Origin of the sequence: Chungangia koreensis (assembly GCF_042651785.1) — a bacterium.
In the GTDB taxonomy this organism is placed as follows: Bacteria; Bacillota; Bacilli; order Bacillales_A; family Planococcaceae; genus Chungangia; species Chungangia koreensis.
In genome coordinates, this window is the sequence record NZ_JBHSEC010000019.1 from 255,102 (window position 1) to 279,763 (window position 24,662).

Sequence of the window (24,662 nt, forward strand, 5' to 3'; positions counted from 1 at the left end):
CTTCCTTATCGTACTGATTCTTTAAACTTCTCGTTGTGCTCCCCATCACCAAACGTTACAACAATATCCCCTGTCTTGAATTGTTCATCTGGCTTAGGATTATTAATCATGTTATCGCCTCTTTTGATCGCCACGATCGTCACTCCATATTTTCGACGGATCCCTAACTCGGAAATGGACTTCCCGACTACATGCGAATCTTCTCCCACTGTTGATTCCTCAATGGCGAAGTTCTTTTCATTTTCCTGTATCAAATAATTCACATAGTCGACACCTGCCGGCTTTAGCACGGATAACACCAGCTCACGTCCGCCGATTGTGGAAGGGTTCACGACTTTTGATACACCTGCTTTTTTTAATACATCAGTGGAGTCTTCTCTTTCAACTCTCGAGACGATTTCAATTTTTTCATTGATGCCTTTTGCTGTTAGGGTAATAAACACATTATCCGAATCGTTATGCATAGCTGCGATTAACCCGCGTGCTTTATCCACACTCGCTTTCTCCAATATGGAGCGTTGAGTTGGGTCACCGATAATGCGCAGCACCCCTCTGTCCAGTACATTAAGCAGCTCTTCTTCATTATCATGAATAAAAACAGCTTGTATATCTTGGTCTTTCAGTTGGTGATACACTTGTTGGCCGACCCGTCCAAAACCGCACACAATAATATGATCTTCCAAATTGTCAATTGTATGTTCCATCCGCTTATTCCACACCTTTTCTGATAATTGATGTTCAATAATATAAGAGGCGACCGCACCAAATGCGTAGGACACGATCGCAAAACCGATTGGAATAATGATGAGGGCAAAGGTTTTCCCTACCTCCGTTTCAGGCACAATATCTCCATAACCAACCGTCAATAATGAAATTATCGTCATCCAAAAGGCATCAAAAAAGCTAAGGTTCTCCAGGTACTTGAACCCCATCGTCGCAATTATGACCAGTAAGACAAGCCAGCTGACAGATAAAATAATATGTCTAAATTTGAGCCGTATTTCGCTCCAATCCATCCTATTCATCCCAACACCTTCTAACTAAGGTTTCTCTCCTCAAAATACCCTTTATCCGAAACAAATAATCTATCAAGAACCTCATCATTCATTCCTTCGTCATGATTAAAAACGGAAAGAGGGAAACTGTTGAAAAAATCAGCTTTAATCCTTTCAATCATATGTATTTTCTTCCTCCTTTGGATCGAGCAAGGGATCGGTGTAGCTTATATTGTGAAAACTGCTGCAAAAGTTGTGCTTTTTCTGTTCGTTCCATTGCTTTTATTCAAAAAACGAGGATTGGATTTCCTATCATTTAGAAAAACTGACCGAAAAGCAATTAGGATGGCGGTTGTTTCAGGATTTTCCATTATGCTTCTGATCATCGGTGCATTTATAATTGTGAAATCCTTCATCGATACGGACTCATTGTTACTGGATTTACAAACACGAGTAGGGGTGACGGGCGCGATTTACCCGTTCGTAGCTTTATACATATTGTTTGGGAATTCGTTCTTGGAGGAATTCTTCTTCCGAGGTTTTTTAACGGGGGCTTTTCAGGGATCTAAAATGAGGTGGATTCTCCCTCCTCTGTTTTTTGCGGTCTATCACATAGCGATTTTCCTTCCTTGGTTTACTCTCCCAGTGCTCTTGCTTGCCTTAGCGGGGTTATGGATTGGTGGATATATCTTCCAGTGGATCAATGAAAAAAGCGGTACGATTCTTCCATCATGGATTATTCACATGTTCGCAGATTTAGGAATTTTATTTGTCGGGGCTTACTTGTTTTATTTCTAATAAAAAAAGCGTATTCGAGGACTAACCCGAGTACGCTTTTTAGCATTAAACAACTGGAATCGTAACCGTTACTTTAAACAAGTCACCGTCTACATCGATCTTCATTCGCCCACCGTGGAGGTCGACAATAGACTGAGCAATCGCCAATCCAAGACCGGAGCCGTCGGTGTGCCGGGATGTATCTGCCCGTTTGAATCGTTCAAACAACTCATCCACGTTCTCTCCGAGTTCATATTTTGTGATGTTTTTAACAACGAACTCCGCTTCGCTTCCATTTTGACGCAATGTCACGTATACACGTGTTCCTTCGAGCGTGTATTTAATGGCGTTTACGATGAGATTATCGAGCACTCTCCACCACTTTTGACCATCGACATAAGCGACAACCGGGACGTCAGGTATATTATTTCTGAACTCTAATCCGGATTTCATGATTTCTTCCTCATGTTCACCTAAAGCTTGTTGAAGCAATTGGGTGAGATCGACGCGCTGCTTCTGAAGTTCGATGTTGCCGCTCGCCATCTTTGAAACATCGAAAAGGTCTTCAATCAACGTCTTCAAACGCTGTGATTTCCTGTCAAGAATTTCAATGTACTTCTCCCGCTCCTCCCCTGTCAGATCGGGATTTTTCAATAAGTCCGTATACGTAATGATGGATGTCAGCGGTGTACGGAGGTCATGGCTCACATTCGTAATGAGTTCAGTTTTCAAACGCTCGCTCTTCGCCTGTTCGCTGATTGAGGACTGTACACCCTCACGCAATTTATTTAAATTGGCTGCGTGCTGAGCAAGTGGAGATTTCCCACGGATTTCGATTTCTTGGTGCAGCTTCCCTTCTGCCATCTGTTCAGCCGTTTTCATAATCCGATTCAAGTAGCCCGCCCGGTTAAGTAAAATAAGAATGGCTGGCAGTGCAATGAACAAGAATAGCGGCAAGTAAATAATTATTGCAGGTGGCATCATGAACACGACGAGCAATCCGAAACCTGCAGCAAATGCGATGGCATACAAGAACAATGTTTGGACTCCGATGCTCCGGTTTAGGAACAGATCTTGGATTCCGATTGTTAGCTTAAACGTAAAGCTATTACGAAGGTCATTTTTCAATACTTCCGTATTTTTATATTGTCCAATGATATTGACCGCCTGGAAGATCAATATCCCAACAAATGCGATTGAAAATAAGAAGTGTAGGATCCGGTTCATCCAATCCATTGAATAGTGGTTGTATAAAAAAACACCCATTGTATTGATCAGAATAGCATAGGCGACCATTGCATTGACGAAGATGAGCACAGCTTTCCAATCAATCCGAATGGAATTGTACCAGTCACTGAATTTATTGCCAGTGAACCAATTTCGGTTAAATTTCAATTTGAATAGAATAGTGGCAAGAGCAAGGATTCCGAGCAAGATAAATGCATAAATCGTATATTTCGTTTTCTTGAATTCGTAGTACTGATGTGAATAATCCATGGAGTCTATTGCAGCTTTAGGAATAGCAATCGTTCCAGAAAACTGCTGGACTTGGTTTCCGATGATTCCCGCCACTTCATTGCCAGCATTCGTACTATAGGAAACGGCTTCTACTCTCAACAAGCCATGATTATTATCGTATTCTTTCTTATAGATGGCATTTGAAAGCTCTCCTCTTTTAAAAGTTTCCCCCGTGTTTACGTTCTCTAAAGAATAAGCAAAGTATCCATATTCGCCAGAAACTTGTTCACGTATATTCTTGAGCTCATTCATATAGGTATCGATCAGTGCCTCTTTTTCTTTTCTAATTTTTGCTTCCACATGTTTATCATCACTAAAGTTTTTCCGGATGTCTTCAATTTTGGCATCGCGTTCCTCAATCAAAGCAGATTTAAACGGTTCATTTCCCTCCGCACTGGCAATTCGGTCTTCGTATTGCATTTGAATATTTTCAATCTGATCGGCTAACGAACCATATTGGTTTCTATGTTCTTCAATTTCTTGTTGTGAAACTGTAATCTGTTCCTTTGCTTCTTTTGGATTCAGAGGATTTAATACAGTCGGTCCAGCCTTTTCAATGAATTCATCAAGTTCCATCCGGAATTGATCGGAGATGAAATATTGTTTGCCGATATAGTCCCGACCTCTTTCCAACACCATAAGCGATGCCAACAGGACGATTGTTAATAATGAAACCCAGATAAGAGGAAGCCATTTTGTTTTCCCCATGATTAAACTCCCCCTCTGATATACCGGCTAAGCTGCGCGAAGAATTTGGAAGATTCAACTTGGCTAAGCGGTTCCACTATATGAGTGGAGCAATATAAAATGCTTAACAGTCCAATGACGATGGCAACGATGGAAAATAGAAGACTCCAATCACTTTTCGATTTTGTATCCAATTCCCCACACCACCTTTAAAAATCTTGGATTTTTCGGATCTGCCTCAATCTTCTCACGGATCTTCCGGATATGGACTGCCACAATGTTTTCAGCGTTGTAAGCCGGTTCGTTCCACACTCGCTCATATATATCCCGGATGGAGAAGACCCTTCCCGCATTCGAAAGCAGTAATTCCATAATCTTATACTCAATGGGCGTTAGTTTTATCGGCTCACCGTCCAATGATAATTCCTTAGCATCCATATCCAATGCCAATCCATTTACTTCTACTTTTTTCTGCTCATTGTATGTACCTAACGTGACATACCGACGAAGCTGGGATTTCACACGAGCCATCAATTCTAAGGGATGAAAAGGTTTCGTTACATAATCATCTGCCCCTACTGACAATCCGTGTATTTTATCCGAATCCTCCGCCTTTGCACTTAGCATGATAATCGGGATATTCCGCTCCTCCCGAATTTTGAAAGTTGCCGAGATCCCGTCCATCTTCGGCATCATAATATCGAGTATTAATAGATGAACTTCATTATGTTTAAGGAGGTCCAGCGCCTCTTGGCCATCCGACGCCTTCAACACCCGATATCCTTCATTTTTCAAATAAATCTCAATCCCATCACGGATATCTTGATCATCATCCGTCACCAAAACAGTAAATTGTGTCACCGTCCGCACCTCTCTTTCCTTCATGATACAATTGTATCCGCAAAATCTTAAGGTTCTATGAGGATAAAAATGAAGAAATTCTTAAGATTGTTTGATAAGAGGCCATTATTTTGAATTTCGTGTCCTAATTTATGGGCATCCGAGCATTGAACGGAGCTATGCGAGCATTGGCAAGCGTTATCCGAGCATAGACGGGGGATATCCGAGCATAGGAGGGAGATATCCGAGCATAGACAGTATTTATCCGCCCATTTCACCCACTTATCCGCCCATATAATAAAATCTCTTCATAAAAAATCCGCCCGGCGGTTTGCCAGACGGTTTAGTTTAATATCTTCTCTAAGTATTTTAATGGAGGCCCGTACCCTTTTTGTGGAATATCTTCAGAAAATGAAGCTAATAAGCTACCGTCAGTAATTGTATCGTACGTTGCATCTGTTTTTACTTCTACACGGCTCTTGTCCGGCGAGATCACAATCTCCACGTGACCAGGCTCATCATTACCTTCATTTTCCCTAATGATTTGCCTTACTGTCGTATCCATTCTCGATGCAAGATACGTGTCAAATCTAGACTTTACGATATCCTTTAAATTTGGTGGAGCATCAGGAACTACTGCTGGCACATCGAATAGAAGACTCGGCAACTTCTCATTAAACACTTTTGTATATGCCTCATGTTTTGTTTTACCACTCGCTACTAATCCATCAAGCTCCAGCTCAATTTCTTCCCAAAGAGGATCATCGTAACTCAAACCATCTGCAGCCATCCAAGATGCCATGGCATTATCGTATTCTTTAATACCTTCCTCTGTTACTGACAATATATCACCCGTAGCTGCCAATGCCGCCAGTTCCGCTGCAGCTGAAGCTTGTTGCTTCACTATGTAGATTCGAGCGATATTTGTGAGAATCAGGAAGAGCACGATGGTAGCAGTTAAGATCCACAATAGGTAGACAAGTGAGCTGCCTTTTTCATCTGCCAATTGCTTCATGGCACTAACTCCTTGCCCGTGGCTGTTGATTCCAAAGAAATCATTGTACTTTTTTTCCAACTGTCAGGAAGAAACACTAAGGGATGGCTTGCGTTTATCTTAACTTCAAATAGGTCTGAACTTCCCGGTACCATATTCACCGTAACCTTATGATTCTGAATTAGGCTACCACCGCCAATTGACTTATTCACCGCTTCAAGGGTTTCATCATAATCACCCGTCACCGAATATACTTGAGCTCCATCGTTCGCTGCAGCTTTCAAACTCAATACTGCATATCCCGAGGCAACCACTTGCCATAACAATAGGAAGAATAAGAAATAGAACGGTAGAATACCTAAAAACTCAATTGAAAGAGAGCCTCTTTCGTCCTTTAATACTCTTTTCATTTTCATAGGTTCCGTCCTCCTTCGGCAATTGGTTCAATTTGAATTGGATATACCAAATGTGGAATAGCACCAACAACATTCGTTTGAAGTGAACATCTGGAAATTCTCGCTCAATTTCTTCGGCTAACCGAAACACGCTATAATATGTAATCCCCAAGCCTGTGAACGTAATCCACAGGTTGATTGTTTCAATGAAACTTCTCCCCATCTCCGTGAAAACAGCTGCTCCGATCACATAATAGATGGCTAAGAACAGATAACAAAAGAACAAGATTTTCAGAAGTGGAAACTTTACGTTTGAGTCCCCTAACCGATGGATGGAATCTTTTCTTGAAAGAAACCAATAGGGTACATAGACACCAAGCGTTACATTCGTCAAAAGGAATGAAAGAAACGGATTCACTTTTTTAAATGTATGAGTTTTCATGCGTAGCTCCCTCCTTCGCTAACTCGAGTAATCGATCGGAGATTCCAAAGACGATGAACGGAAAAACAAATAGACAGAAGATCATTCGAGCGATGGCGAAGGCCAGCACCGTCATTTCAAATAGTGATAGTAAATAGAGAAATCCCGCCCAAACCAAAAAAGCGAAACAGCCCCATAGTAATAGTTGAACCCAAATGGAAATTAAATGATCATTATGGAATCTGATTGTCTTTTTGACCCACTCTTTCACGGTCATCTCTCGTTCGTACATAAAGGGCATGAGGAACAAAAATGGAAAAAGAATGATTCCTGGTATCATCATCAGCATCATTCCGATATAGACCAAGCCCATCATGACGAAGGTCATGATTAAAATCGGACCGATCGATGACAAAAAGTGACGAATGATTTCTTTCATTGTGACTTCCTCGTCCTGGTCGGACCGCTCAAATAGGAATCGTAACGGTTGAATGAATAAGATAAACATCAGCAGATTTGAAAATATCAATAAGAAGTTTTCTTGACCCTCCAAGTCTGTATTGGCGAAGACAAAGCTGGCATTCATGATTAAAAATAAAACTGGAATGCCGATTACTCCGGAAAAACCGATGATCTTTAATAATTGCTGATTATAATGATACGCTGCTTCCTTCATGCAACTTCCCCCCTATATTCAATCTTTCGGGCAATGAAGATACTCGCCAATGTCAAGGAAGTCGCAAATATGAAGCTCCAAAACCCGATGTCAGGTGTGAACATCAACGGAATTCCAATGACAAATTCTCCAAAAAGCGTATTGGCGATTGCAAGGGAACATGCAATCATATAACCCGAGAAATAGGGATATTTCCACTTCCTCACTAAAAATCCGACAACACCATATGTAATGAAGAAGAGAATGAGAGAGTGAACGAAGTAATTTGGGATAATGATCACTAATAGAAAACTAAGAGCGGTCATCATTAGAAAGACAATGCCGATTACTTTTAAATAATTCATTTCACCAACCTCCCATTCAGCACAAGACCTTTATAGGACAGGGAAGACATGAAGAACCCTAACCAGCAGCCCAGTATGTAAAGCAGCACACTTCCGTAGACCGACATAAGTCCTTCCCCGAACGTTAAATGCATTTCCCTTACGACTATAAAGTTACCGCCTCCACCAACAAAGATGACAATTACGGGAATTGCATAAAAAACATAGGTCCATATCCCTTTCTTATCTTGATTGTCCGAAAGTACTAAAGGTGTTTTGCTTCGTTGATCAATGGTCGCTAACCACACACAAATAAAGAAGACTATGCCTAATAGGATGGGGATGAAGACATTTTCGGGCCAAACCTTCATTAACGGGAATGTAAAGAAGAGGCAAAACAACAGCAAGTTAAGGGCGTTAATGATTCGAGGTGCATTTTTCTTTCTTTTCTTTTTGTAACCGATTAACATCCCGATATAGAGTGTGATTGAAATGAAATACAGTCCAATTGTTATTTTCAAAAACAGCTCATCGTATACCGGCATAAATAATCCTATTAATGCAGATACAAGCGGAAGGAAAAAAGAAATGATAGCCGCCTTATAATCACTCATCATGTTGATCACCCCTTATAAAAAATGTCTATAGAATTTATCCGGAGGGGATCACCCTCCGAATAACCCTTTCAATCCATTAACGATTCCTTTTCCGAAGTCTTTGGCTTTATTAATCCCAGCCTTTACGACTCCTTCAACTCTTCTACTAATTCCCTTACCGGTCTCTGTACTCATAAACCATGCCAGTCCAAAGCCGACTGCCGCTCCAACTACAGTTCCTACACCAGGAACTACACTTCCTACTGCCGCGGCCGTAGCTACAGATGCACCCCAACCTGCTGCTGCACTAACTGCTGTTTGGCCTGCTCCGAGCAAGACATCTGTCGTGATTCCAGCTGCCAGGTCGGTTCCAGTTCTGGATGGATCCGCTGCATTTTCAGCTAAACGACTTCCTACACTAAGGAAAATATTCGCAATCCCATTACCTTTTGCTAAAGCTGTTTTCCCAAAGAAGTCCTTATTCGTTGGGATCCAGTTTTTCTTCATATAATCTTTCGATTTATTCCAAATCGATTTCGGACCGATTTCATCCAGGAATCCTTGAATACGCTTTTGTTTTAAATCCTGACCATCCCTGGGAGCGAAAATGGACCAGTTACGCGTTGTCTTCTTACCGTCTTTTCCGATTTCTGCAACTCCGCCGCCCTTACCTTTTACGACAGCTTTCGAGTTTTCGAAGGAATTCAGGTAATCCGAGTAACGCATATTCAGCCAAGTGGACAGCTTCCCGCTTCCTTTCACAGCTGTCGGATCACCCGAAATACGCCACAGATTTTTCTTGCCAGAAGCGGTATTTAAATCTGTCAGTTTAAATCCTGCCATTATTGACAAGGTGCCATCTAACATGTTGGCTAAGTGATTTTTGTAGGTAACAAAATATCTTTTTCCATCCTTTAACGTCTTAAAAAAGCCTTGTAACGGTGTTTGGTCAGTAGATGGGTTAGTGGCATCGCCTCCCCCACCATTACCGGTAGGTCCGCTGCTATCTTGCCCACTTCCACCCGGAGCTCCATCGTTGGGGTTTAACGGATTCACGCCATCTGGACTATTGCCTTCAGGAGAAGTCCCTCCTTCACCCGGGGTTCCTCCATCCAACGCATTTCCGTCTCCGGCTTCCCCTGGTGTAATCTCTCCATTGTTAGAACCATCGCCGCCTGAAATCGTATTACCGTTTGTCGTGTTTCCCGCGGAGACTGCATCACCACTGGATGATGGATCACCACCATCCAGTGCACTACCGCCTTCGGCAGGGTCACCGCCGTTTGCTGTGTTACCACCACCGGATGCATCGCCGCCATTTAGCGCCTCTCCATTTTGAGCAGGATTACCGCCTTCACCAGCATTTCCATTAGAGGATGCATCTCCGGCATTTACTGCATCTCCACCACCGGAAACCTCGCCAGGTGTCATAACATTACCTGGATCCATGGCATTTCCAGTAATCAAGAAATTATATTTAGGCGAGTTAATAATGTTCGGTAATATGAACTGTCCATTTGCAGAAGGGTTTTGCGGAATAATAATTTGTCCGGTACTTCCAGGTTGTCCGCCACTTACAGGATTCCCATAATCATATACATTCCCGGGAACCATGAATTCTCCGCCAGTCATCGGTTTAACGCCGGTAATTGGCGTACCATACTGAATCGGGGTGCCATACGTCATAAAGGCTGCCATACCAAGGGAGGGCATAGCTGTCCAAAATAGCATAAAACCGATCATGATTATGGCAAAAAACCTTCGGGTTACTCTCTTTTTCATCACGTCACCTCAATTCATGAATAATCTAATTGGTTGAATGAAGAATCTAAGATGACATCATCGCTTTATTCTTTTCTAAGCTCAAATTCTCTTGCCCGTTCTGGTTTGACTAACATTGCAGGTGACACCATGCAAAAGAGGAGGCTGAGTAGCTGGCACTTTTTTCCACTAAGGAGTTGTCGTATTTTCCAAGTACTTACTCTCAAGCGCTTTTACCGCTTCTGTATAGTTCTTTTCATTGAGAGCTTCTAAGTCTTTCTTCAATTGGGCATATTCTTGCTCAATCCAATCATGGTATTCAGAATTTTTTTGCCTTAAATAATCATGGGATTCACGGGACATCAGATCTTTGTGCTGATATAGATACTGAAGTGTAAAGCCCACTTGCTGGCCTTCGTCGACCCATTTTCTAAATTCCTGTGAATGGTACGAAAAGATATCTAAATTATTACTAACTTGATAATATCCAAGCCAACCTTCTTGCTCGGTCTTCCATTGCTCCCACTTTTCCGCAACCTTACCCGCTTCGTTCAACTGATCTTGTAACCCTTGAGCGTCTTTAACATTTTGGTAAGAACCTTCCACAGCTTCAGCAACTTCTTTCAGTTGTTTCTGTCCTTCGTTGTCTACATTGAATCCGATGACGTTTACAATCGGAGTAATATCCGAATTGAAAAGTGCTTTTGCTGCACCGACCGGATCATCGTCACAAGTGGAAATTCCATCACTAACTAAATAAATAATATTTGTGTTTAAATCCCCTTTGAATGAAGCCAAGTCTTTTTGCGCTTCGTTAAGCGCTAACCCTATTGGAGTCCAACCTGCAGGTTTTGCTTTAGTTAGTGCTTTGTCAAAATTCCCGGCATTGTATTGGCTAATCGGATAGACTAATTCACTGCTGCTGCAGGAACGGGCTTTATCCTCCTTATTGCCAGTACCTTCATGTCCGTAAATTCTTAACCCGACATTTGTTCCTTCAGGCAAGCCTTTGACGAAGTTATTAATGGCCTGTTTGGCTGCTTCCATTCTCGTTTGATTTCCTTCATAATTTGCCATACTTCCTGACGCATCCAAAATGACCATGACATTTAAATTTTCCTTGAACTGATAGCGGGAATCTTCTATGTCGGGACTGCCGATAGCCTGGAACTTCATGCTATTGATTAAGTCTTCCGGTCCTTTAAAGTCTTGCTGGAACACTGCTAAAAGTGCTTCATAGTATCGATCTAATTCCTCTTTGGAAGGCTCACCAGATATGTCTGGCAAGTCCGCAGTCAATTCATCGATTTTCTTTTGGTCTTCCTCTTCAAGAATAGCTAAGTATTCTGTATATCCCGGTGTCAACTGATCCAGTTCCTCTAACGTCGTAGGAAGCGGAGGAGCCGTATTATCTTCTGCTACTCCCTGTTCATCCTCTTCAGGAGTCTTATCTCCCTCATTTGCTTCAGGTGTTTGCTGTACATCCTCTTGTTGTTCTAACTCGTCTATTGGGGCGGCATCGGTATCTTTATCCTTATTGCAGCCCGCAAGAATCAAAAATAGGAGAATCAAGAGATAGCTTAGTTTTTTCTTCACGGTTCTTCCCCCCGTCCTTAAAGATTTCGATTAACCGACCATTCCGCTGATCTTCGTAATGATCTTTCCGATCAAAGTGCCAATCGCTCCGGATTGTCCATTCACTGCTTGAGAAATAATCCCCAATACCAATATCAAAAGTGCTGCAAGTCCTAACCATTCAAGAGACTGTGCCCCTTTTTCGTTTTTCACCGGCGCCATTACATTCATCCAAGCATTCATTAACATGTTTTTCATTTCAATTTCTCTCCTTTTATTTGGTTTATTGAAAAATATTAAAAATCCCTTTGTTTTCGTTGAACATATTTATGATCATCAAGCCTCCGATTAGGATGAGGGAGGACGGTAAGATTAAGAACGTTGTCACTAACGTAACTTTAGGTGAAGCCTTAGCCGCCTTTTCCTTAATCATTTCTTTTTTGAGCTTCCTCATCTCTTCGGCTTGTTGTTTAAATGAATCGGCAATCGGTACACCGAGACGCTCTCCTTGTATTAAAGATTTGATCAGAATCTGGAATTCTTTCGAGTCATTCCGTTCCAACAACGAACGATACGCTTCTGTACGTGGTACACCTACACTAAGTTCCTGGATAAATCGACCGAATTCTTCTTGAATTGGACCCTCAAAATAGGGCACAATGTCACGGATTGCTTGGTCCATAGCAACACCAGCCTGTAAGGTCACACTCATCGTGTCGAGAAAATCGGGAAGCTGATAGGAGATTTCTGTCTGTCTTGCAGATGCTTTGGATTGAATCCATAAAATGGCTCCACCAAAGCCAGCGACAGGTAACAGGATGACCATATATTGTGAAAATGGGAATCCTAAAACCAACAGAATACCACCAACAAAAAGTCCTAATACGGTTAAGAAAATCTTCAAACCTTGGAATCTCTCAATAGTTAAACCATATGGATAGCCAGCTTGGATCAACCATTTTCTGACATCCCCGTTTTCACTGAAGAAGTTAATCCGTTGGCCTAAATCTGAGAAGTCATCTGCAAAGTGAAACATTCTTTTTAGTAATTTCTCTTTACGGGTCTCTTTCCGATTAAAGGCATCGTATACATAGAGTGTTTCAGAGAGCGTTTCTTTCAGCTCCTTACTTTTTAACCAATAGACATACATATAACGGAGTGCAATCCCGATAAAAAGGATTGTTACGATTATGGTTATGGCAATCATTCCGTCCATTTCATCACACCCTGATATTCGTAATTTTTCTGACGACTACAAACGTAAGCACTGTTCCCACCACAAAGATAGCAAATAAGATAATTCCGATTCCGGAGAACAGTGGATCGAGGAAGCCGTCAATAACATTGTTCATCATGAGTACTAAGAAAATCGGAATGACTGGAACAATATAGGAAACGTATCGTTGTTCAGCCGTCATCGTTTTGACTTCCTGCTTTAGCAACTTTCTTTCATCGAGAGTTTGGCTCATTTCATCCAGCACGGCATAGAGGTTACCCCCAGCTTTTTTCTGGATCAGCATCGTCGCCGCAAACAACTGGAATTCCTTATTATCCACTCGTTTTTCCATTGCCCGGATGGCGGCACCGAAGTCTATGCCGAGGGATAATTCATGAGCTAAGTTCTTAAATTCACTCTTAGCCGGTTCTGCCATTTCTTTCGCCACTAACTGAATCCCTTGATTTAGCGTCATTCCGGAGCGTGTGGAGTTCGCAAGCAGTCGACAGATCTCCGGTAGCTGTTCCACAAGCATCTGCCTTTTTTTGTTTTTGCGGACAAGGAACAGCATCCGTCTACCACCCTCAAGAAGAAGGAAGGAAACAATTAGTGCAATCCCAGTTGGTACATTGAAGAAGTTCATCAACACAATCATAAAGCCCATATACGAGACAATTAGGGCACCGATAAATTCTGAAGGGGTAAATGGTATATTGGCATCAACCAATTTCTCATCCATTTCCTTAGCCGTTTCCGTTTTATCGAACTTAGCACCCAATAGCACGATGGCACTCTTGCGTTTTTCCCCTTCTCGATATATTTGGTTACTCTTTTTCCGCCAATCCCTTTTTTCCATCCGATAGTCCAAGAAGAAGTACAAACCGATCAGAAATAGTAAAGCGGCTATGGCGGCTATGGAAGCTTCCATCATCGGTGCACCACCTCCCTTGAAGGAGCAAAGAGATTTTCAGGGACTTTTATTCCGAACATCTTCAACCTTTCCAGACAATGCGGAATCTCACCGGTCGCCGTGAAGTAACCTAATACGCCTCCATCCTCAGTCATTCCTGTTCGTTGGAATTTAAAGACTTCCACGATTTTGGACGACCCATCGTCCTTTTTCTGTACTTCTGATATGGAGACAATTTTCCGTGTGCCATCTGTCAGTCTCGTCTGTTGGATTACGATGTCGAGTGCACCGACAATATACTCTCTAATTACGGAAGAAGGAAGATCCATCCCCGCCATAATAACCATGGACTCAACCCTACGCAGTGCATCATCAGGTGAATTGGCGTGGACCGTCGTCAAAGATCCTTCGTGACCGGTGTTCATCGCTTGAAGCATGTCGAATGCTTCCCCTGAACGCACCTCACCGACCACGATTCGGTCAGGTCTCATCCGCAAGGCATTCCGTACCAGATTCCGGATAGTGACTTCCCCTCTGCCTTCCACGTTTGCCGGCCGGGCTTCCATTCCTACGACGTTAGGACGGTCTAAGCGAAGCTCTGCGGAGTCCTCTATGGTGATGACCCGTTCATGATGTGGAATGGATATTGCCGCTACGTTGAGAAGGGTCGTTTTACCGGAACCCGTACCACCCGAGATTAATGTGTTCATCTTTGCTTTAACGACGCTATCAATGAAAAACGCCATTTCTTCACTCAATGAGTTGAAGGATAATAAGTCTTCCATATGGAACGGCTCCGCCCTGAATTTCCGGATTGAAACGAGCGTTCCGTTTAAGCTGATCGGTGCAATAACTGCATTGACACGGCTTCCGTCTGGAAGTCGGGCATCAACCATTGGAGAACTTTCATCTATCCGACGACCGAGTGGTGCAACGATCCGGTCTACAATATGCCGGACGTGCTCATCATCTCGGAACTTCACTTCTGCTTCTTCGAGCTTCCCCTTCCGCTCGATATACACCTCGTTGTAACCGTTGATCAAAATCTCCGTTATATCCGGATCATTAATGAGTGGTTCCAACGGTCCAAACCCAACTGATTCATCTAAAATTCGCGTGATGAGAAGTTCTTTGTCATGGCGGGAAATGATCACCCGCTCCTCCGACATGAAATGCGACACATATTGCTCGATTTTCAGTCTCATCTCGCCTTGTGAAAGCTGTGTTAACGCCTCAAGGTTCGTATCCCGCAATAGACGTGCTTTATAGTGTTCGACTAATTCATCTACAAGATGGTTTTCATACTTATAGGAAACAGGTTTCTTTTGTACGGCCATTTCCTTCCGTCTTTCGAAAATCGATGCCATGCCAACACCTCCCTATCGTTTCATCAACTCACGTGAAAATTTCCGAATATCTTTTGCAAATGGAATCAGCTTACGATCTTTCGGAGTTTTCCGAACAGGTTCCCCTTTATTCACGAACGTTTGCAGTCCTTTTACATCTCTTCGCAGTATCGCGGCAAGTGGATACCTGAGCACATTTTTCAAATCACTTTCTTTTACTTCATTTTCTTTTGAGGAGTGATTTAAGACGATTTCCATCCGGTCAGCCAAATGAATACCAAGTCGGATGGACAGGTCCTCGAATTGTTTCAATACTTTTAAAGATGGTGTATCTGGTGTTAGGACGTAGAAGATTTTGTCCGATTCCTCCATTGCTGTGACGACTGGGCCATTAATCGAAGATGGTAAGTCCACAATTGTATAGTCGAATGCACGTCTGCACGTCCGTAAGAGTTTGGCTACAAAATCCTCTCCAAGCGATTCAGCAACCTCGGCATCATTAGGGCTTATTAGGATTTCGAGTTTAGAATTTTCTTCTGTTTTTGAAACATTCCGAATATGACTTTCGTTCAACTCCTCGATTACTGGCAGCAAATCCGCAAGTGAACGGTTCGATTCAATTGAAAAGAGCGTTTCGATTCCACCGTATTGACCATTCAAGTCAATCAGAATCACTTCAGCTGTCGAATCCAGTTTCAATGTTTGTGCAAAGGAAGAAGCAATCGTCGTTTTACCTGTTCCTCCTTTGCCGCTATAGAAGGAGAGGATTTGCCCTCTACCTCGCCCGAAGGTAATGGTATTCGTTTGTTCTCTTGAGTTCTTCTGAATAGAATAGTTTTTTACTGCAGTTGGGAAACGGCTTGTAAAGAGAGAAGTTTCATCTGGGAACACGTAAAATTCATCAACACCGGCCCTCATTAAGTTCCGCAAAAGTACAAAATCTGATTCCAATGCAATGAAAGTAATCATTACCGCCGGATTGATCTGCCGCAGTGTTTGAACGATATCAATCGCCAAGTCATTTTCCGGTTGGGCAAACAACACAATATCCCGGGTTACCCTATTCATTTCACGGACAGCATCTGCAGTCGTCGCTGCAAGGACGGCTTCACCAGTATTCTCGGCAATTGTGGCCAGTTGCTGGCGAAGGCTGTCCTCATCACTGATGACTAAAATGTTTAACTTTTGATCCATTCTCACTTACCCCCTGACCCTTGAGTATTCGTCTTTGTGCCAGTCTTTGTATTGCTCCCGGCTGGCTGTTTAGCAGGAGGTGTAGTTGTTGGTGTTGCAGAAGGAGTTTCTGAGGCTGAAGGGTTTTCTCCAGCTGGTTTTGCCGCTGGTGTTTCAACAGGCTTTGTTTCTTTTGGTGATGTATCTTCTTTAGCTTCATTACTTTCAGCTTCCGTTAGCAGTTCTACTTTGTTATTAGATTTAATAATTCTTATGTGTTCTGCGTAGTTTTGCATATGTATAAGATTTGGAACATCTTCAACTGGAACAATTACGGCTACTCCTTTGAAGTCTTTTTCATCAGCAAATGTAACTAATACATCCTTCATAAACACTTCCGTTTTCTTTTTACCGTCTACTTCATGAGAGACAATAATATCCACTCGATCCAACGGTACAAGCTCTTGGTCAAAAACAATTTTTTCGGTATACGGAATTGCAACAGTACGATTTGACTCATTCACTAAATTGGAGTAGCCTTTCAACATGTTTTGTGTGATGATATCCCCTTTTTTCAATGCAACCATCGTCACTTTATTTTCAAGATCTGCTTTGTCAGTGATGTGTGATTTTTCATTTAAAAACTTTTTGGGGATTTCGGTTGTCGTGTACATATGAGAGCTCAATTTTGCTCCGGTAGGAACATCTTTGAGAGCAACGTAAATCTCTTCCATCCCGCCCAATTCGGAATTCAATTGTTCTACCTTTTGTAAAATAAGATAACCGGCAACTGCTGCCAGTACGAAAGCAAGAATTAGAAAGATCGCTGCACGCCTTTTTGCTTCTAACATGTGATTCCCTCTTTCTTCCAGATGTAACAAGTCTGAAAAACCCATAATCTAAATGTAATAGTTTATATTTTCAATATAACTACTGAAAAAACATTGTCAAAGTTGGGATATTTCTCGTTGCTTCCTTAGTAGATAAAAGGACACAAGGCAAAAAGTCCCCTCTGCATAAGAATGCAAAGGGGACTTAATAGATTATTTCAAAATATTGTATACTTAGCTGTACCTTTTACATATCAATTTCTTCCAACAATAGTTCCAAGGAATCATTTTCATAAAAATCCACAATATACCATATGATTAGAAATCAAGATATTTGACCTCCAAATGTTATAGCACTATTATTTCCATAGTCCTACTTTTAAATTCCATTTTATTGTAATGAACGCTCAATTATACAGATTTTTTACTGCTTAATGTTAAGACTAAAATCCCACATAATAAGAGCGCAACTCCTGCCCATGACCAAGATGATAACCTTTCTCCAACAAAGAAAACACCTAACATAGCTGCAGTTAATGGCTCAGCCAATGAGAGTGTCACTGCCGAGGAAGAAGGAATCCGTTTTAATCCCGAAGAAAAGAAAATATAGGAAAGGCTCGTTGCTGCTAAACCTAAGTAGACAATAACCGAAATGCCTTGCGGAGTATATAAACCGGACGTATTAAATAGTAAAAGAGAAGGCAACAAGATGGTCGCACTGATTGAGAAGATCATGGCGACAGCTGGGATTGCATCAACTTCATCGAGAACTCTTTTACTGACGATCGTATAAATGGCGAACGCCAGCCCTGCTCCGAGAGACATCAGAATTCCAACCGGATTAACCACAACATCGCCTTGTGTAAGGAATAATAACAACACCCCGATGATTGCTAAAATAGTTGCATTTAACCAAACACGGTCTGGCTTTCTTTTTTGGAATATCCATTCAAGGAGACCCGAGAATACTGGGGCACTACCAATTGCGACCACCGTACCGATTGCAATACCCGTCAGCCGTACGGAAGTGAAGAAAAATGGTTGGAAGATAGCCATAGCGATGGCCGAGTAAACGGTCGCCTTCCATGGCCAACTCTTAAAATCGATTTTCTTCATTAGGAGCATCAATAAAAGCAACACATACCCACCGACGGCAAGCCTTGATGCACCAATTGCAAGCGGATGTACGCTCGCCGGCAGAATAGATTGTGCAGTTCCGGTTGTTCCCCAAAGAACCGCTCCAAGTAGTACATATATGTATGGCAAACGATTATTCAATCACTATCACCCCAATATCATCTTACTCCGACAGTATCATAGTTCTCTCTATTGTTTAAGAGAATTTTGGAATACAATAAATTTAAGGAGGCGTTCCGATGTTTGTATCAATCGAGGAAGCGGCGGAGTACATCAGTATGCCGGTGGAGCTTGTCCAAAAGTATGTGTTGGAAGGCCGGATTAAAGCCATTCATGACGGAGAAAATTTTTTGGTGAACACAGCACAATTCGATACTCATCTAAAACAAATGGAAATTGTGAAACAGATGATAGATGAATGGCGTAGCGAACCGATCCCTGAAGATATTGATGTGAAAGACGAGGATTAAGATCGCTAACCAACATAAAGGAGGCTGCCCATTGGATACTTGGGACAGCCTCTCATTCATTGAGGAATGATTACTTTTGGTTTACTACTGATCACTTGTACGAAATCCTCCACCATGGCACTTCCAGTTGGGAACCTGCCGGCACCTGGTCCTATCAATGTCAGTTTCCCTAAATACTCGGAGTCTATAACAATCGCATTATCTACTCCATCGACTGTATATAAAGGATGTGATGGACCAACTAATAAGGGACGCACGACTGCCTGGAGATTTCCTGAACCTGTAATGTTCACTTCTGCCACATGACGATACCGCATTCCTGACTCCTCTGCCTCTTCAATATCCCTTAAAGTGAGAGTTTGAATACCACGAACCTCGACATCCTCCCATGATGGCTGTCTTCCGAATGCCAATTGACTTAAAATCATTAACTTCCTGAATGCATCCTTGCCAGAAACATCATCTGTAGGGTCCGCCTCTGCGTAACCGAAGTCCTGCGCGTTCTGCAGTGCTTCCTCAAATGTACACTTGGCTGTACGCATTTCTGACAAGATGAAGTTTGACGTGCCATTTAAAATGCCGGCAATGTTTTCAACTTCATTAACTTGAAGCAAATTCTTTAATGTCTTAATAATTGGAACGCCGCCTGCTGTGGTTGCTTCATATCCAATAGTAGCATCATAATTTTCCGCCACCTTTTGCAAGGACAAACCATGCTTGGCAAACATCGCTTTATTTGCCGTAATAACATGGATTCCCCGCTCGAGGAAATATGTCAAATAGGAATAAGCGGGTTCTTCACCAACAATCGCTTCGAACACAACGTCTACATCCGGTATGGATGCTATATCTTCGAATCGATCTGTTACGAAAAGATGGGCTGGTAAGGGCCTCAACTTTTCGACATCACGAATTAACACGCCCACCACCTCTACATCGATTCCAAAGAAATTCCGGAACTCTTCCTTCTTCTCATTCAAGATTTGAAAAACTCCTTGACCAACAGTACCAAAGCCTAATAATGCAATTTTAATGGTTTGCATGCATTCGCCTCCAAGTTTGCCTGTATGATGAAACCCCATTTGCTATACTCCGTCAAGAAGCCGTCGTGCCCGAATTTCGTATGAACAAGATGGAAGTTTCCATTTGGCACTGAATGCGTGAATTCACGAATTCTTTCTGACGGATAAATTAAGTCATAGGTGAATCCGATCGCAGCCACTTTCGCTTTGTAACCCTTCACTGCCCCCCGGAATCCACCTCTTCCTTTGCCAATGTCATGGGAGTTCATTGCCCGTAGTAGGGTCAGATAACTATTCGGATCAAAACGGCCGGTGATTTTCCTACCCATATGTTTCATGTACGATTCCACTTCGTAAATGCCGTCAGATCGCTCCTCGCGATTGAAACGTTGCGAAAAGAGTTCCTGGCTCCGGTATGAAACCATACCTGCAATCCTTGCAGTTTCGAAGCCTTTTACATCTGTGGCACTTCTATAGTTTCCAGCTCTAAAATGAGGATCTTGCTCGATTGCATGGATCCCGATGTAGTTGAATGCAATTCCATAATCACTCAACTCGGGGGTGACAGCCAACGGGATGAGCAACTCCATATCATCCGGATACAATAGACCCCATTCAAGCACCTGCATCCCGCCCAATGAACCACCAATGACCGCAAAAACCCTCGAAATCCCTAAGTTCTCTAATCCCTTTTTTTCAGCGTGAACTATATCCCGGATTGTAATGGAGGGAAAATCTGCACGATATGGCTTACCTGTTTCGGGATTGATGTGTAGCGGTCCAGTCGAGCCATTGCAGCCTCCTATTACGTTAAACGTGATTACACGATATCGGTTTGTATCCAAAGGACATTGAGGTCCGACAAGCCCCGCCCACCAGCCGGGCAATGCAGAGGAGCCGACTGTAAGATGATTGCCAGTCAACGCATGACAGGCGAGGATGACCGGGGCATCTGCCGGTCCAGAGATTTCATAGGCGAGCTCCACATCCAAAAGAAGTGCTCCCGACTCTAAGACCAAATTCCCAATTCCAACAACACCAATTGTCATCCTGCGCCCTCCTCTTTGTTAAATAGATACGGGTACTGCTTCTTCGATTGCCTGACCGAGGTCTTGCACGATATCCTCTAACGCTTCTGTTCCTACAGAAAGACGGATTAATTCTTCTGACACACCAGACTTTTTCAAGTCATCCGTGTTCAACTGCTGGTGAGTAGTCGATGCAGGGTGGATAATTAGAGATTTTGAATCACCTACATTGGCGACATGCGACCAGATTTTCACGTGATCAATCACTTTACGCCCTGCATCTCTTCCTCCTTTGACTCCAAAGTTCAAGACCGATCCGAAACCGTTCTTCAAGTATTTTGTTGCCGCTTCATATGATGGGTGGCCTTCTAACCCTATATAATTCACCCATTCCACAGAAGAATTATTCGATAAGTATTCAGCTACAGCAAGCGCATTCTGGTTTTGTTTCTCCACGCGGAGGTGAAGAGTCTCCAGCCCTTGTAGGAAAGCAAATGCATGATCCGGACTCAAGCAAGGTCCGAAATCTCGAAGCAATTGTACACGCAGCTTAGTAGCGAATGCTGCATTCGGAACATCTACGCCATAGCGAATTCCATGATACGAAGCATCAGGTTCCGTAAAGTATGGGAATTTCGGAGAATTCCAATCGAAGTTACCGCCATCTACTACAATTCCTCCAATGGCTATTCCATGACCACCAATCCATTTTGTTGCAGAATGCACAACGATATTGGCACCGAACTCGATCGGATTGCAACCGTATGGACTTGGGAATGTATTGTCAATGATTAGCGGAACTCCGTTTTCTTTTGCAATCGCCGCAACAGCTTCAATATCTAAAACTAGTAAACTCGGATTTCCGATGGATTCAGCAAAAATCGCTTTCGTTTTTTCCGTAATGGCTGCTCGGAAGTTTTCCGGATCTGCAGCATCGACGAACTTTACTTTAATGCCATAGCGAGGAAGCGTGACCGCAAACAAATTGAAGGTCCCCCCGTACAGATTGCTTGCAGCTACAATCTCATCACCAGAACTTGCGATATTCAAAATAGCAAACGAGATGGCAGCCATCCCTGAAGATAGAGCAACCGCAGCAGTTCCCTTCTCGAGCAGTGCAATACGCTGCTCAAATACATCGACAGTCGGGTTCATAATCCGGGAGTAAATATTGCCACTTTCCTCTAAGGCAAATAATTTCTGAGCATGTTCTGTATCACGGAACACATAAGAAGTTGTACGGTAAAGCGGGACAGCTCTGGCTCCTGTTACAGGATCCGGCTGTTGTCCTCCATGAAGTAGCAGGGTTTCGGGTTGAAAATTAGTCATTGGTATTCCTCCTTTATGATGTGGGGTCGATGGAATGCGGAGGAGAGGATTTTCAGGAAATAAAAAACCCTCTTCCTAAGAAGAGGGTATGCATACGCGTATTCCTCCCCTTATCTTTCAGACCTTCCAGTCTGTAGGATTTAGCACCATAGCAATTGGATTGCCGGTTGCCGGGCATCGTCGGGCCTATTCCCTCCGCCGCTCTCGATAAGAGTGTATTCGATTCAATTTTTCCATCTGATGAAGAGTATGCAGCGAATTGATGAAAAAGTCAAACAAAAAAGATTATTTTATTTATGAATCTTTTTTAAAGGCTATCCGTTAAATAGTACAAATGAACTTTAGGGAAGTGGAAAGATGTTGGCTATATGGATCGTCGCCGTTCTGCTGACAGGCTATGTCATCGGATGTGCACATGGCTCAGTATTGGCACAAAGATTGTCTGGCGTTGACTTAAAAGAAACTGGGGTGAAAAACGCAGGCGCCTCAAATGCCACCATCGTATTAGGGAAAAAATATGGTGCCCTCGTGGCATTGGTCGATATAGGAAAAGGGGCATTAACAATAATCGTTCTACGAATGCTGTTAGGGAATGCTTTTTCCGAGGAAGTGGTCTGGACGTTGCTGTTCTTGGCGGGAGCCGCAGTTGTGATTGGTCATAACTTCCCATTCTACATGAAATTCAATGGAGGAAAAGGAACTGCTACAGTCATTGGAGTGTTACTAGCACTCGACTGGCGGATTGGCCTTGCCGGTCTGGCTCTTTTCATCGCAGCCTCTCTTCTATCAAATTACATCGTCGTCGGCGTTCTCATGTTATATGTTACCTTATTAGTTGTCGCTGTGTGGATGGCTGAAGGTGCTTGGCCGATTGTTACCGCTGCAGGTTTGTTCCTACTTGCACTTTGGAAGCATATCGAAAACTTCCAGCGTATAAAAGAGGGGACGGAAAAAAAGGTGCGAACTGTCATTAAACGGTGAAAAAAAAAGCAACTTACAGGAACCTCGTTTCAGTATGCTATAATAATAGTGTACGAAAATAAGTTTTATCCATTGGATAAAATGAAATGAGGGAATCGTGTTGACATTTGCAAGACAAGAGAAAGAATTAAGTCCTTTCGTGGCTGCGCGCTATGTCGGCGAGGAAATTGAATTTTCGCGTAATGGATTCGATGTAAAAGGCCGGATCCATAAAATCTTGGAACACTCAGTCATCGTAGAAATGTCAGATGAAGACGCTCTTAGCATTGGGGCAAAATCGAATTTGACAGTGGTATCTCATAAGAAGTATTCGGTTAAGTCATCATAATATGCAAAGCAATCGCATCTGCGATTGCTTTTTTATTATTCTGAATTCCTCTAAAGAGTTGAAAGTGCTAAAATGAAACCATTGAATAAGGAGGAGATAGAGATGAAAGAAATATTGATTGAACGGCTTGTCCGTTATGCCAAAATAGATACACAATCGGATGCGGAAAGTACGACTTGCCCTTCCACGCCGGGACAGTGGGATCTACTCCATTTATTAGAAAAAGAGCTCAGCGAAATCGGCTTAGAAGAAATCACTCTGGACGAAAACGGCTATTTATTTGCCACGTTGCCTGCTAATACCGATAAGGATGTTCCCGTAATCGGATTCCTTGCGCACGTGGATACAGCCACAGATTACTCTGGTAAAAATGTAAACCCTCAACGTGTAGACAACTACAAAGGTGGAGACATTCAATTAAACGCTAATACCGTACTCTCCCCTTCTGAATTTCCAGAGCTTCAAAACTATATCGGACACACCCTGCTAACAACCGATGGAACGACACTATTAGGTGCAGATGATAAAGCAGGTATTGCGGAAATCATGACAGCGATGGAATATCTGGTGAACCATCCGGAAATAAAACACGGAAAAATCCGTGTCGGCTTTAACCCAGATGAAGAAATTGGACGCGGCCCTCATAAATTCGACGTTCCGGTATTCGGTGCAAAATACGCGTATACAATGGACGGCGGTCCACTTGGGGAACTACAATACGAAAGCTTCAATGCAGCCGGCGTAAAATTGACGACACACGGGAAAAGTGTCCATCCTGGCTCCGCAAAGAATAAGATGGTCAATGCCATCACGATCGCCACTAAGTTCCAGTCATATATGCCGGAGGACGAGGTTCCTGAAAAAACAGACGGTTATGAAGGGTTCATACACCTCATGAACTTCAATGGCAATGTAGAAAAAGCTACCCTTGCTTACATTATCCGCGACCATGATCGTGAAAAATTCGAAGCGAAGAAACAATTGATGAAAGATGCCGCATCTAAACTTCAAGCGGAATACGGTGAAAAAGCCCTCAAGTTGGAAATCAACGACCAATATTACAATATGGGCGAAAAAATCCTGCCAGTTAAAGAGATTGTCGATATCGCTTATGAAGCTATGAAAGAATTGGATATCGAACCTGTCGTCGTTCCTGTTCGTGGCGGAACTGATGGTTCTCAGTTATCATTCATGGGAATGCCGACACCTAATATTTTTGGCGGTGGGGAAAACTTCCACGGCAAATATGAGTACGTATCTGCTGACAATATGGTGAAAGCAACTGAAGTGATCATTAAAGTAGCAGAGTTGTTCGAACAGCGCGGATAATACAG

27 protein-coding genes and 1 riboswitch are annotated in these 24,662 nt (G+C 42.7%); of the genes, 5 read left to right on the forward strand and 22 right to left on the reverse strand.

Going from position 1 to position 24,662, the window contains the following annotated elements:
• Positions 1-5: 5 nt before the first annotated feature.
• Positions 6-1,016 (reverse strand): potassium channel family protein, encoded by a 1,011-nt coding sequence (locus ACFOZY_RS10365; protein ID WP_378155092.1) that lies wholly within the window; start codon positions 1,014-1,016, stop codon positions 6-8.
• Positions 1,017-1,145: 129 nt separating this feature from the next.
• Here ACFOZY_RS10365 and ACFOZY_RS10370 point away from each other — a divergent pair, with 129 nt between their 5' ends.
• Positions 1,146-1,793, forward strand: coding sequence for a CPBP family intramembrane glutamic endopeptidase (locus ACFOZY_RS10370; protein WP_378155094.1), 648 nt, complete (start codon positions 1,146-1,148; stop codon positions 1,791-1,793).
• A gap of 45 nt (positions 1,794-1,838) precedes the next feature.
• Here the strand turns inward: ACFOZY_RS10370 and ACFOZY_RS10375 are convergent, their stop codons facing one another.
• From ACFOZY_RS10375 to ACFOZY_RS10460, 18 genes are all read right to left on the reverse strand, one after another.
• Positions 1,839-3,998 carry a histidine kinase dimerization/phospho-acceptor domain-containing protein gene (locus ACFOZY_RS10375; RefSeq protein WP_378155096.1) on the reverse strand — a complete coding sequence of 720 codons (2,160 nt, stop codon included), beginning with the start codon at positions 3,996-3,998 and terminating at the stop codon, positions 1,839-1,841.
• Positions 3,999-4,000: 2 nt separating this feature from the next.
• Positions 4,001-4,171 (reverse strand): hypothetical protein, encoded by a 171-nt coding sequence (locus ACFOZY_RS10380; protein ID WP_378155098.1) that lies wholly within the window; start codon positions 4,169-4,171, stop codon positions 4,001-4,003.
• Positions 4,149-4,862, reverse strand: coding sequence for a response regulator transcription factor (locus ACFOZY_RS10385; RefSeq protein ID WP_378155100.1), 714 nt, complete (start codon positions 4,860-4,862; stop codon positions 4,149-4,151). The genes ACFOZY_RS10380 and ACFOZY_RS10385 overlap by 23 nt, the downstream gene beginning before the upstream one ends.
• A 298-nt stretch (positions 4,863-5,160) precedes the next feature.
• Positions 5,161-5,832 (reverse strand): pilus assembly protein TadG-related protein, encoded by a 672-nt coding sequence (locus tag ACFOZY_RS10390; RefSeq protein ID WP_378155102.1) that lies wholly within the window; start codon positions 5,830-5,832, stop codon positions 5,161-5,163.
• On the reverse strand, positions 5,829-6,227 hold the full coding sequence (locus ACFOZY_RS10395; protein WP_378155104.1) for a hypothetical protein: 399 nt from the start codon (positions 6,225-6,227) through the stop codon (positions 5,829-5,831). Before ACFOZY_RS10395 ends, ACFOZY_RS10390 begins: the two co-directional genes overlap by 4 nt.
• Complete coding sequence (locus ACFOZY_RS10400; protein ID WP_378155106.1) at positions 6,178-6,648, reverse strand: DUF4234 domain-containing protein; 471 nt, start codon at positions 6,646-6,648, stop codon at positions 6,178-6,180. Before ACFOZY_RS10400 ends, ACFOZY_RS10395 begins: the two co-directional genes overlap by 50 nt.
• Positions 6,629-7,303: a hypothetical protein gene (locus ACFOZY_RS10405; protein WP_378155108.1), complete on the reverse strand. Its 675-nt coding sequence runs from the start codon at positions 7,301-7,303 to the stop codon at positions 6,629-6,631. The genes ACFOZY_RS10400 and ACFOZY_RS10405 overlap by 20 nt, the downstream gene beginning before the upstream one ends.
• Positions 7,300-7,647, reverse strand: a complete 348-nt coding sequence (locus ACFOZY_RS10410) for a hypothetical protein (RefSeq protein ID WP_378155113.1) — start codon at positions 7,645-7,647, stop codon at positions 7,300-7,302. The genes ACFOZY_RS10405 and ACFOZY_RS10410 overlap by 4 nt, the downstream gene beginning before the upstream one ends.
• A complete protein-coding gene (locus ACFOZY_RS10415; protein WP_378155115.1) occupies positions 7,644-8,243 on the reverse strand; it encodes a hypothetical protein in 600 nt (199 codons plus the stop codon). Before ACFOZY_RS10415 ends, ACFOZY_RS10410 begins: the two co-directional genes overlap by 4 nt.
• 48 nt (positions 8,244-8,291) lie before the next feature.
• Positions 8,292-10,004 (reverse strand): ICP22 family protein, encoded by a 1,713-nt coding sequence (locus ACFOZY_RS10420; RefSeq protein WP_378155117.1) that lies wholly within the window; start codon positions 10,002-10,004, stop codon positions 8,292-8,294.
• A gap of 168 nt (positions 10,005-10,172) precedes the next feature.
• Positions 10,173-11,579, reverse strand: coding sequence for a vWA domain-containing protein (locus ACFOZY_RS10425; protein WP_378155119.1), 1,407 nt, complete (start codon positions 11,577-11,579; stop codon positions 10,173-10,175).
• 30 nt (positions 11,580-11,609) lie between these two features.
• Positions 11,610-11,816, reverse strand: a complete 207-nt coding sequence (locus ACFOZY_RS10430; protein ID WP_378155121.1) for a hypothetical protein — start codon at positions 11,814-11,816, stop codon at positions 11,610-11,612.
• A gap of 25 nt (positions 11,817-11,841) precedes the next feature.
• Positions 11,842-12,774, reverse strand: a complete 933-nt coding sequence (locus ACFOZY_RS10435) for a type II secretion system F family protein (RefSeq protein WP_378155123.1) — start codon at positions 12,772-12,774, stop codon at positions 11,842-11,844.
• A gap of 4 nt (positions 12,775-12,778) precedes the next feature.
• Positions 12,779-13,705 (reverse strand): type II secretion system F family protein, encoded by a 927-nt coding sequence (locus tag ACFOZY_RS10440; protein ID WP_378155125.1) that lies wholly within the window; start codon positions 13,703-13,705, stop codon positions 12,779-12,781.
• Positions 13,702-15,051: a CpaF family protein gene (locus tag ACFOZY_RS10445; protein WP_378155127.1), complete on the reverse strand. Its 1,350-nt coding sequence runs from the start codon at positions 15,049-15,051 to the stop codon at positions 13,702-13,704. Before ACFOZY_RS10445 ends, ACFOZY_RS10440 begins: the two co-directional genes overlap by 4 nt.
• Positions 15,052-15,063: 12 nt before the next feature.
• Positions 15,064-16,224 (reverse strand): AAA family ATPase, encoded by a 1,161-nt coding sequence (locus ACFOZY_RS10450; RefSeq protein ID WP_378155129.1) that lies wholly within the window; start codon positions 16,222-16,224, stop codon positions 15,064-15,066.
• A 2-nt stretch (positions 16,225-16,226) separates the two neighbouring features.
• Positions 16,227-17,054, reverse strand: a complete 828-nt coding sequence (cpaB, locus tag ACFOZY_RS10455; protein ID WP_378155131.1) for a Flp pilus assembly protein CpaB — start codon at positions 17,052-17,054, stop codon at positions 16,227-16,229.
• Positions 17,055-17,444: 390 nt separating this feature from the next.
• Positions 17,445-18,311: a DMT family transporter gene (locus tag ACFOZY_RS10460; protein ID WP_378155133.1), complete on the reverse strand. Its 867-nt coding sequence runs from the start codon at positions 18,309-18,311 to the stop codon at positions 17,445-17,447.
• Between the two features lie 98 nt (positions 18,312-18,409).
• Here ACFOZY_RS10460 and ACFOZY_RS10465 point away from each other — a divergent pair, with 98 nt between their 5' ends.
• Entirely contained in the window at positions 18,410-18,640 is a 231-nt protein-coding gene (locus ACFOZY_RS10465; RefSeq protein ID WP_378155135.1) for an excisionase family DNA-binding protein, read from the forward strand.
• A 56-nt stretch (positions 18,641-18,696) separates the two neighbouring features.
• On the opposite strand, the gene ACFOZY_RS10470 is transcribed toward ACFOZY_RS10465, so the two are convergent.
• Genes ACFOZY_RS10470 through ACFOZY_RS10480 form a run of 3 tightly spaced genes read right to left on the reverse strand, consistent with a single transcriptional unit; the run spans position 18,697 to position 22,019 of the window.
• Positions 18,697-19,683 (reverse strand): homoserine dehydrogenase, encoded by a 987-nt coding sequence (locus ACFOZY_RS10470; RefSeq protein WP_378155137.1) that lies wholly within the window; start codon positions 19,681-19,683, stop codon positions 18,697-18,699.
• The gene (gene metX / locus ACFOZY_RS10475; protein WP_378155139.1) at positions 19,656-20,711 is read right to left on the reverse strand and encodes a homoserine O-acetyltransferase MetX; all 1,056 of its coding nucleotides are present in this window, start codon (positions 20,709-20,711) and stop codon (positions 19,656-19,658) included. Before metX ends, ACFOZY_RS10470 begins: the two co-directional genes overlap by 28 nt.
• 18 nt (positions 20,712-20,729) lie before the next feature.
• Complete coding sequence (locus tag ACFOZY_RS10480) at positions 20,730-22,019, reverse strand: O-acetylhomoserine aminocarboxypropyltransferase/cysteine synthase family protein (protein WP_378155141.1); 1,290 nt, start codon at positions 22,017-22,019, stop codon at positions 20,730-20,732.
• 107 nt (positions 22,020-22,126) lie between these two features.
• Positions 22,127-22,233, reverse strand: a riboswitch (SAM riboswitch).
• Between the two features lie 143 nt (positions 22,234-22,376).
• Here ACFOZY_RS10480 and ACFOZY_RS10485 point away from each other — a divergent pair.
• From ACFOZY_RS10485 to pepT, 3 genes are all read left to right on the forward strand, one after another.
• On the forward strand, positions 22,377-23,000 hold the full coding sequence (locus ACFOZY_RS10485; RefSeq protein WP_378155145.1) for a glycerol-3-phosphate acyltransferase: 624 nt from the start codon (positions 22,377-22,379) through the stop codon (positions 22,998-23,000).
• Positions 23,001-23,100: 100 nt separating this feature from the next.
• Positions 23,101-23,328: a DUF2187 family protein gene (locus ACFOZY_RS10490; protein WP_378155148.1), complete on the forward strand. Its 228-nt coding sequence runs from the start codon at positions 23,101-23,103 to the stop codon at positions 23,326-23,328.
• 102 nt (positions 23,329-23,430) lie between these two features.
• On the forward strand, positions 23,431-24,657 hold the full coding sequence (gene pepT / locus ACFOZY_RS10495; protein ID WP_378155150.1) for a peptidase T: 1,227 nt from the start codon (positions 23,431-23,433) through the stop codon (positions 24,655-24,657).
• Positions 24,658-24,662: the final 5 nt, after the last annotated feature.

What these genes read in the sequence shown, in the direction of transcription:
- ACFOZY_RS10480 (WP_378155141.1), bottom strand. Translation starts at nt 22,019, where the DNA reads ATGACTAATTTTCAACCCGAAACCCTGCTACTTCATGGAGGACAACAG.
- ACFOZY_RS10445 (WP_378155127.1), bottom strand. Translation starts at nt 15,051, where the DNA reads ATGGCATCGATTTTCGAAAGACGGAAGGAAATGGCCGTACAAAAGAAA.
- ACFOZY_RS10420 (WP_378155117.1), bottom strand. Translation starts at nt 10,004, where the DNA reads ATGAAAAAGAGAGTAACCCGAAGGTTTTTTGCCATAATCATGATCGGT.
- pepT (WP_378155150.1), top strand. Translation starts at nt 23,431, where the DNA reads ATGAAAGAAATATTGATTGAACGGCTTGTCCGTTATGCCAAAATAGAT.
- metX (WP_378155139.1), bottom strand. Translation starts at nt 20,711, where the DNA reads ATGACAATTGGTGTTGTTGGAATTGGGAATTTGGTCTTAGAGTCGGGA.
- ACFOZY_RS10410 (WP_378155113.1), bottom strand. Translation starts at nt 7,647, where the DNA reads ATGAATTATTTAAAAGTAATCGGCATTGTCTTTCTAATGATGACCGCT.
- ACFOZY_RS10440 (WP_378155125.1), bottom strand. Translation starts at nt 13,705, where the DNA reads ATGATGGAAGCTTCCATAGCCGCCATAGCCGCTTTACTATTTCTGATC.
- ACFOZY_RS10485 (WP_378155145.1), top strand. Translation starts at nt 22,377, where the DNA reads ATGTTGGCTATATGGATCGTCGCCGTTCTGCTGACAGGCTATGTCATC.
- ACFOZY_RS10450 (WP_378155129.1), bottom strand. Translation starts at nt 16,224, where the DNA reads ATGGATCAAAAGTTAAACATTTTAGTCATCAGTGATGAGGACAGCCTT.
- ACFOZY_RS10435 (WP_378155123.1), bottom strand. Translation starts at nt 12,774, where the DNA reads ATGGACGGAATGATTGCCATAACCATAATCGTAACAATCCTTTTTATC.
- ACFOZY_RS10385 (WP_378155100.1), bottom strand. Translation starts at nt 4,862, where the DNA reads ATGAAGGAAAGAGAGGTGCGGACGGTGACACAATTTACTGTTTTGGTG.
- ACFOZY_RS10470 (WP_378155137.1), bottom strand. Translation starts at nt 19,683, where the DNA reads ATGCAAACCATTAAAATTGCATTATTAGGCTTTGGTACTGTTGGTCAA.
- ACFOZY_RS10365 (WP_378155092.1), bottom strand. Translation starts at nt 1,016, where the DNA reads ATGGATTGGAGCGAAATACGGCTCAAATTTAGACATATTATTTTATCT.
- ACFOZY_RS10465 (WP_378155135.1), top strand. Translation starts at nt 18,410, where the DNA reads ATGTTTGTATCAATCGAGGAAGCGGCGGAGTACATCAGTATGCCGGTG.
- ACFOZY_RS10395 (WP_378155104.1), bottom strand. Translation starts at nt 6,227, where the DNA reads ATGAAAATGAAAAGAGTATTAAAGGACGAAAGAGGCTCTCTTTCAATT.
- cpaB (WP_378155131.1), bottom strand. Translation starts at nt 17,054, where the DNA reads ATGTTAGAAGCAAAAAGGCGTGCAGCGATCTTTCTAATTCTTGCTTTC.
- ACFOZY_RS10430 (WP_378155121.1), bottom strand. Translation starts at nt 11,816, where the DNA reads ATGAAAAACATGTTAATGAATGCTTGGATGAATGTAATGGCGCCGGTG.
- ACFOZY_RS10400 (WP_378155106.1), bottom strand. Translation starts at nt 6,648, where the DNA reads ATGAAAACTCATACATTTAAAAAAGTGAATCCGTTTCTTTCATTCCTT.
- ACFOZY_RS10415 (WP_378155115.1), bottom strand. Translation starts at nt 8,243, where the DNA reads ATGATGAGTGATTATAAGGCGGCTATCATTTCTTTTTTCCTTCCGCTT.
- ACFOZY_RS10405 (WP_378155108.1), bottom strand. Translation starts at nt 7,303, where the DNA reads ATGAAGGAAGCAGCGTATCATTATAATCAGCAATTATTAAAGATCATC.
- ACFOZY_RS10375 (WP_378155096.1), bottom strand. Translation starts at nt 3,998, where the DNA reads ATGGGGAAAACAAAATGGCTTCCTCTTATCTGGGTTTCATTATTAACA.
- ACFOZY_RS10390 (WP_378155102.1), bottom strand. Translation starts at nt 5,832, where the DNA reads ATGAAGCAATTGGCAGATGAAAAAGGCAGCTCACTTGTCTACCTATTG.